The organism is Nocardioides sp., assembly GCF_025964975.1.
GTDB lineage: Bacteria > Actinomycetota > Actinomycetes > Propionibacteriales > Nocardioidaceae > Nocardioides.
On record NZ_JAOPXV010000150.1, the window covers coordinates 1 to 5395 of the forward strand.

Consider the following 5395-nt stretch of genomic DNA (forward strand, 5'->3'; position numbering starts at 1 on the left):
GCCACCGGCCAGCCCGTCCGACCTCGCTCCCGCCCACGAGGCACCCGACCGCAACCTCGCGCTCGACCTCGTGCGGGTCACCGAGGCCGCTGCGATGGCCGCCGGTCGGTGGGTCGGCCGCGGCGACAAGAACGGCGCCGACGGCGTGGCGGTCAACGCGATGCGGGTGATGATCTCGACGATCGGCATGCGCGGCACCGTCGTCATCGGGGAGGGCGAGAAGGACAACGCCCCGATGCTCTACAACGGCGAAGAGGTCGGCGACGGCACCGGTCCCGAGTGCGACGTGGCGGTCGACCCGATTGACGGCACGACGCTGACGGCCAAGGGCATGAACAACGCAGTCTCGGTGCTCGCGGTCTCGCCGCGCGGCTCGATGTACGACCCCTCCGCGGTCTTCTACATGGAGAAGCTCGTCACCGGCCCGGAGGCCGCCGACGTCGTGGACCTCCGCTACCCGGTCGCCGAGAACATCCACCAGGTCGCCAAGGCCAAGGGCAGCTCGCCCTCGGACGTCACCGTCGTCGTGCTCGACCGGCCGCGGCACAGCCAGCTCGTCGAGGACATCCGCGCGACCGGCGCCCGCATCAAGTTCATCATCGACGGCGACGTGGCGGGCGCGATCATGGCTGCGCGCCCCGACACCGGCATCGACCTGCTGCTCGGGATCGGCGGCACGCCGGAGGGCATCATCACCGCCTGTGCCATGAAGTGCACCGGCGGCGTCATCCAGGGACGCCTCTGGCCACAGGACGACGACGAGCGCCAGCGCGCCCTCGACGCGGGGCACAACCTCGACGAGGACTTCGTGCTCGGCACCGACGACCTCGTCACGGGTGACGACTGCTTCTTCGTCGCCACCGGCATCACCGACGGTGAGCTGATGCGCGGTGTCCGCTACCGCGCCAACGGCGCGACGACGGACTCGCTGGTCATGCGCTCGCGCAGCGGCACCATCCGCCGGATCACCAGCGAGCACCAACTCTCGAAGCTACGCGATTTCTCCGCGATCGACTTCGACAAGTGACGGGACCGGTCGCAGCGCCTCGGTGACGACGGCGATGACCCGCGGGTCGACGGCCATCCCGATGTGTGAGGCCCGCACCTCGACCGCCTTGGCGCCGGGATCGATGCAGGCGCGCCAGTCGACGATGCCGTCGCGCTTGGAGTAGAGCGCGGTGAAGTCGACGGACGGGGCCAACGACAGGCGTCCGTCGTCGAAGCTCTGCCGCGCACACGCGCCGGCGACGCAGTCCTCGGACATCAGCCCGCCAAAGCCTGCTCGGCTCAGTCGCACCAGCATGGCCACGCTGGCGCAGAGGCTGACGTGGTGCGCACCCGGGGCCAGCATCGGGCTCCCCAGGGTCACGAGTCCGGAGACGAGGTCGGGCCGCCGAGCGGCGACGCCGCGCGCGAGCATCCCGCCCAGGCTGTGCCCCACGATCCGGACCTTGCTCCCGCGGCGCTGCGCGACGGACTCCAGCCGCATCTCCATCTGGGCGGCGACGTCGATGGTGCAGCCGACGTTGGACCGGATGTGCGACCGGTAGGTGCGCACGCCCTGCTGCTGCAGCGTGCGCCGCATGAGGGCGAGCGAGCCGTCACCCGCCATGAACCCCGGCACCAGCAGCACCGGCTCGTCCCATCGCGCCGGAGCACGATGGGCGTACGGCGTGTGCCTGCGGTCCCTCCGCTGGCTCATGACGTCCCAGGCATACCGACCAGCCTCGGCGACGACCCATCCCTCGCCGAGGACGGCGTGCATGCGCGGGCGGCCGAAGCCGTCCGGCAGCAGGAAGTCCGCGAGCGTGGTCGGGGTCACACCCGCGAATGTAGCGTTCACCATGAGATTCCCGTCTCATTTGCCCCCGTAGGGAGGAACGCGGTGTCGCCCCCGGGAGCGCGTTTCGTGTTTGACTGTCGAGATGCCTCGCACGCCTTCCCCTGCGTCACCGAAGCCGCCCGCCGTCGCGGTCTCGGAGGAGATGCACGCGCCGGTGAGTCCCTCGGTGGAGATCTGCTACCAGACCTTCGGATCCCCCGACGACGACCCGCTGCTGCTCGTCATGGGCCTCGGTGGACCGATGATCTGGTGGGACGACGACCTCTGCACCCGGCTCGCCCGGGCCGGGTTCTACGTCATCCGCTATGACAACCGCGACACCGGACGCTCGTCGCGCATCCGTCATCGCGTGACGCGGGCGCAGCTCGTGAAGGCGTTCTCGACCGGCCGGGCCAACGCCGCCTACTCACTGAGCGACATGGCCGGGGACGGTCTCGCGCTGCTCGACCACCTCGGCTTCGACGCGGCACACGTGGTGGGCATCTCGATGGGCGGGATGATCGCTCAGACGATGGCGATCGAGGCCCCGGCGCGCGTGCTGTCCCTGGTGAGCATCATGTCGACCACCGGTCGGCGCACGGTCGGCTGGCAGAGCCCGGAGCTCCTGCCCACGCTGCTCACGTCGCGTCGAGGAGGCAAGGAGGCCTATCTCGCCGCCAACGCCGTCGTCTGGAACCTCATCGGGTCGCCCGACTTCCCGGTCGACCCCGAGGTGCTGCGCAAGCGGGGCGAGGACACCTTCGCGCGCGGTGTGTCACAGAGCGGGGTGCTGCGGCAGATGCTCGCCATCCTCACGCAGCCCAACCGCACCCTCTCCCTGCGCAACCTCCGCGTCCCGACGCTGGTCATCCACGGACTGGCGGACAAGATGGTGCACGTGAGCGGGGGCCGGGCCACGGCGTCTGCCGTGCCCGGTGCTGAGCTCCTGGTGGTCGAGGGCATGGGACACGACCTTCCCGTCGACCTCTACGACACCTTCGTGGAGAGCATCCGCCGCACCGCAGACCGCGCGTCCACCGGCGACTGACCTCAAGCAGGCACGACGTGGGCCCCTGGACCCGGGGTTACCAGGAAGCCCGTCGGCTCTTGCCAGCCACCGTCGCGGAATCGCCGGGTGACGATGTCGACGGCGGGCTCCACCCCAGCGGTCGGAAGCAGGCCGATGACGCAACCGCCGAATCCCCCTCCGGTCATCCGGGCGCCGAGGGCGCCTGCTTCCAGCAACGCCTCCACTGCGGCGTCGACCTCCGGGACCGAGATCGCGAAGTCGTCGCGCGTCGGGGCGTGCGACGCGGTGAGCAGCGGCCCGATCCCGGCGACGTCACCCTCGCTCAGCAGGTCCACCGTCGCCAGGACCCGGTCGTTCTCGGTGACCACGTGTCGGACATAGCGCTGGAGCCGGTCGTCGTCCAGCCCCTCGACCGCGGCCTCGACGTCGTCGGCGGTCACGTCGCGCAGGGCTGGGACACCCAGGACGCGTGCCGCCTCCTCGCAGCCGGCACGGCGTTCGGCGTACTCCCCGTCGACGTGTCGGTGCGGCGCACGGGTGTCAATCACGAGCAAGGCGAGGCCAGCGGCCTCGAGGTCGAACGGGACCGGGCTCGTCTCGAGCGAGCGCATGTCGCAGAACAGGGCATGTCCCTCGACGGCCCGGAGGGAGACGAGCTGGTCCATGCCGCCCGTGGGGGCGCCGACCACGTCGTTCTCGACCGCACGGGACAGCGCCAGCGACTCGTCTGCGCTCAGCCCCAGGGACAGTGCCTCGTCGAGGGCCGTGATCACACTGCAGACCAGCGCGGCCGACGACGACAGCCCGGCGCCGAGGGGGACGTTGCTGTCCACGTGGATCCGCAGTGGCGGGACGTCGACCCCGCGGTCCGCGAGCAGCCACAGCGGGCCGAGGACGTAGGTGGCCCAGCCGGGCACGTCGGACGGCGCGCACGTGGTGGTCGCCACCTCGTCGTCCTGCTGGGCGGAGGTCGCCGACCAGCCCTCGCCGGCGAGCACCACGGTCGCCGTACACCCGAGACCCAGGGCGAAGGGCAGGACGAAACCGTCGTTGTAGTCGGTGTGTTCCCCGATGAGATTGACCCGACCGGGGGCGAAGGCCCGCGTCGGCTCGGAGACAGGCTGACGAGAATTCTGAGCAGTCACCCGAGAAGACTAGGGACACCCACCACGTGTGTGCTTGCAGGTCACCCCTTCGGGACGACGCCGGTTGCCAACGCACCCCCAAGGGGACTAGACCTGTGACCTGAACCACAACTGGATGGAGGCGCGGATGACGGCACGATCTTCGCAACAGCCACGTAGGAGACGCGTGCGGCGGTGGGCAGCTCCGGCTGGAGCCCTGTGCCTCGCCAGCGGAATCCTCGCAGGCTGTTCGGGCGGTGACTCCGGGAAGCCGGAGCTTGTCTGGTACACCAACCCGGACGCGGGCGGGCAGAAAGCCGTGGCAGAGGCGTGCTCGACCGACGACTACACCATCTCCGTCCAGGTCCTTCCGCAGGACGCCAGCCAGCAGCGGATCCAGCTGGCCCGCCGACTCGCAGCAGGCGACCCGGCGATCGACCTGATGAGCCTCGACCCCCCGTTCACGGCTGAGTTCGCCAACGCCGGCTACCTCGCCGAGATTCCGCAGGACATGCAGGACAAGTTCCGGGAGCAGGCCTTCGAGAGCGCCTCAGCCGCGGCGACCTGGGAGGACCAGCTGGTCGTGGCGCCGTTCTGGTCCAACACCCAGGTGCTGTGGTACCGCAAGTCCTTCGTCGAGAAGGCCGGCCTGGACATGGAGCAGCCCGTCACGTGGGAGCAGATCATCACCGCGGCCAGCGAGAACGACGGGAAGATCGGCGTCCAGGCCAACAAGTACGAGGGCTACTCCGTATGGATCAACGCGCTGATCTCCGGTGCCGGCGGTGACATCGCCTCCGAGACCGACGAGGGCGCCGAGGCGAAGATCGACATCGCCTCGGACGCTGGCAAGGAAGCGGCCCGGGTGATCCAGACCCTGGCGGAGTCGGAGGCTGCGCCCTCCGACCTGTCAGTGTCCAACGAGGGCACCGCCGGCACCACCTTCGGCGGTGACGAAGGCTCGTTCCTCGTCAACTGGACCTACATCTGGGGCAACTACGGCGATGACCGGCTCGGGGACGACATTGGCTTCGCCCGCTATCCCCAGACCGTCGAGGGCGAGGAGTCGCGGCCGCCGTACGGCGGGATCGGCATCGGCGTCAGCTCCGCCTCGGACAACGAGGAGGAGGCCCTCGCCGCACTGGAGTGCCTGACGAGTCCGGAGAGCCAAGGGGTCAACGCCGAGCTGACGGGCAACATGCCCTCCAGCGAGGCCGGCTATGAGGAGCAGGCCGTCAAGGACCTCTTCCCGCCGGAGCTGATCGCGCTGTTCAAGGAGTCCCTCGACGCGGCAGCGCCCCGCACGGTGTCGCCGTACTGGAGCGACATCTCCAGCGCCATCCAGAGCACCTGGCACCCGCCGTCGGGAGTCGATAAGGACACTCCCGAGAAGTCCAAGGACTTCATCGAGGACATCTT

Annotated in this window: 5 protein-coding genes; 3 read left to right on the forward strand and 2 right to left on the reverse strand. The window is 69.7% G+C overall.

Annotated features, from left to right (window positions below; translation table 11 throughout):
* Window positions 1-70: 70 nt before the first annotated feature.
* Window positions 71-1027, forward strand: coding sequence for a class II fructose-bisphosphatase (gene glpX, locus JWN68_RS11515; RefSeq protein WP_297738829.1), 957 nt, complete (start codon window positions 71-73; stop codon window positions 1025-1027).
* On the opposite strand, the gene JWN68_RS11520 is transcribed toward glpX, so the two are convergent.
* Window positions 992-1822 carry an alpha/beta fold hydrolase gene (locus tag JWN68_RS11520; protein WP_297738821.1) on the reverse strand — a complete coding sequence of 277 codons (831 nt, stop codon included), beginning with the start codon at window positions 1820-1822 and terminating at the stop codon, window positions 992-994. The two genes, glpX and JWN68_RS11520, sit on opposite strands and share 36 nt — an antisense overlap.
* Window positions 1823-1925: 103 nt before the next feature.
* On the opposite strand from JWN68_RS11520, the gene JWN68_RS11525 reads away from it, so the two are divergent.
* A complete protein-coding gene (locus tag JWN68_RS11525; protein WP_297738823.1) occupies window positions 1926-2870 on the forward strand; it encodes an alpha/beta hydrolase in 945 nt (314 codons plus the stop codon).
* A gap of 2 nt (window positions 2871-2872) precedes the next feature.
* On the opposite strand, the gene galK is transcribed toward JWN68_RS11525, so the two are convergent.
* Window positions 2873-3997: a galactokinase gene (gene galK / locus JWN68_RS11530; protein WP_297738825.1), complete on the reverse strand. Its 1125-nt coding sequence runs from the start codon at window positions 3995-3997 to the stop codon at window positions 2873-2875.
* 166 nt (window positions 3998-4163) lie between these two features.
* Between galK and JWN68_RS11535 the strand changes: the two genes are divergently transcribed.
* Window positions 4164-5395, forward strand: a 1232-nt coding sequence (locus JWN68_RS11535) for an extracellular solute-binding protein (protein ID WP_297738827.1), incomplete at its 3' end; no start/stop codon positions are given.

Excerpts from the sequence above, each read along its gene's own strand:
- JWN68_RS11525 (WP_297738823.1), top strand. The coding sequence starts at position 1,926 with ATGCCTCGCACGCCTTCCCCTGCGTCACCGAAGCCGCCCGCCGTCGCG.